3 protein-coding genes are annotated in these 1,535 nt (G+C 70.4%); 2 read left to right on the forward strand and 1 reads right to left on the reverse strand.

The annotated features are described in order from the left end of the window. Positions 1-161, forward strand: a 161-nt coding sequence (locus U4E84_RS17030) for a sulfurtransferase TusA family protein (RefSeq protein ID WP_322533293.1), incomplete at its 5' end; no start/stop codon positions are given. A 2-nt stretch (positions 162-163) separates the two neighbouring features. Then, the gene (locus U4E84_RS17035) at positions 164-751 is read left to right on the forward strand and encodes a DsrE/DsrF/DrsH-like family protein (protein ID WP_322533291.1); all 588 of its coding nucleotides are present in this window, start codon (positions 164-166) and stop codon (positions 749-751) included. A 65-nt stretch (positions 752-816) separates the two neighbouring features. Here the strand turns inward: U4E84_RS17035 and U4E84_RS17040 are convergent, their stop codons facing one another. Next, positions 817-1,437, reverse strand: a complete 621-nt coding sequence (locus U4E84_RS17040; protein ID WP_322533292.1) for a DUF1641 domain-containing protein — start codon at positions 1,435-1,437, stop codon at positions 817-819. Positions 1,438-1,535: the final 98 nt, after the last annotated feature.

Below are 1,535 nucleotides of genomic sequence, written 5' to 3' on the forward strand. Positions count from 1 at the left end.
TCGACGGTCTCGCCGCGGGCGAGGTCCTCGAGGTGGTGGCGACGGACCCCGGTAGCGTGAGCGACATCGACGGCTGGGCCGACGGCACCGCGGGCGTCGAGCTCCTCGACCAGACGGAAGGCGACGACGTGTACAAACACTACGTCCGCAAGACGGAGTAACGATGAGTACGGACACACCCGACGCGCCGACCGAGGACGGGCCGGCCGAGGACGCGCCCTCGCGCGCGGAGCTGGCCGCGCGCATCGACGAGCTCGAGGAGGCGCTCGCCGAGGCCACCGACGAGGACGGCGGCAAGAAGATGAGCATCATCGCCACGAAGGGGACGCTCGACATGGCGTATCCGCCGCTCATCCTCGCCAGCACCGCGGCCGCGTTCGGCTACGAGGTGACCGTCTTCACCACCTTCTGGGGGCTCGACATGCTCCACAAGGAGCGGTCGAAGAACCTCCAGCTCAGCTCCGTCGGCAACCCCAACATGCCCGTCCCGAACGCCGTCGCCGCGCTCCCCGGGATGGACCGCGTCACGACGAGGATGATGGAAAAGCGGATCTCGGACAACGACACCGCTACGATCGAGGAGCTCCTCGAGACGAGCCTCGACATGGGCGTGGAGTTCCAGGCCTGCCAGATGAACATCGAGCTGATGGACTACGACGAAGACGACTTCTACGACGGCGTCACCACCGGCGTCGGCGCCGCGACCGCCATTCAGGACATGGCCGAGGCGGACATCCAGCTCCTCGTCTGACCGCGCGACCAAACACCGGTTCCGATTCTCGAACACGCGTTTCCGCGCTACGACTCCGTAGCGGTTCACTCACGGCCGGACCGCTCGCGGCCGATCGCGCCCGCCACCGCCAGCAGGTAGCCCAGCCCGTACTGGACCTCCGGGTCGCGCACGCCGCGGAGCAGGCCGACCGCTCCGACCCGCGTGGGCGGCTCGCGTTCCGCCTCGCCGCCGCCCTTCAGCGGCGTCTCGACGCCGTCGCGCGTGTCGTCGTCGGCCGCGGTCTGCGCGACCTCGCCGGGCGCGGCGCCGGTCCCGGCCAGCGACGCCACCATCTCGTCGTCGAGAGCGGCGGTCGCCAGCGATCCGACCTCGGCGAGCTCGGCCAGCTCGTCGAGCGTGCCGCTCCGCTGGAGTTCGAGCAGCGTGTCGAGCGCCGCCCGCAGCTCGTCCCCGTTCTCGCCGACCGCCTCGGCTAACGCGACGGTCTCGTCGGTGGCGAGGCCGTCGGCGGACTCCACGAGCGTCGATCCGGTGGCAGAGAGCTCGCGCACCATCTCGTCGGAGAGCGCGTTCTCGCCCAGGGAGAGCACGTCCAGCAGCTCGTTGACCGCGTCGAGCCGCTCCACGAACGCGGCGACCGCCTCCGGGTTCTCCGCAATGGCCGCCTCGAGGTCGGTCGGCTCGGCTGCGTCCGTCTCGGACATGGTCAGAGCAGCCCCCGCGCCGTGAGCCAGTAGGACTCGTTGTACGCCAGCTTCGACCAGTGGAGCTTCTCCGAGGGCGGGGCGGGCGACGGCGGGTT

The organism is Halorubrum sp. AD140, assembly GCF_034497445.1.
Classification (GTDB): domain Archaea; phylum Halobacteriota; class Halobacteria; order Halobacteriales; family Haloferacaceae; genus Halorubrum.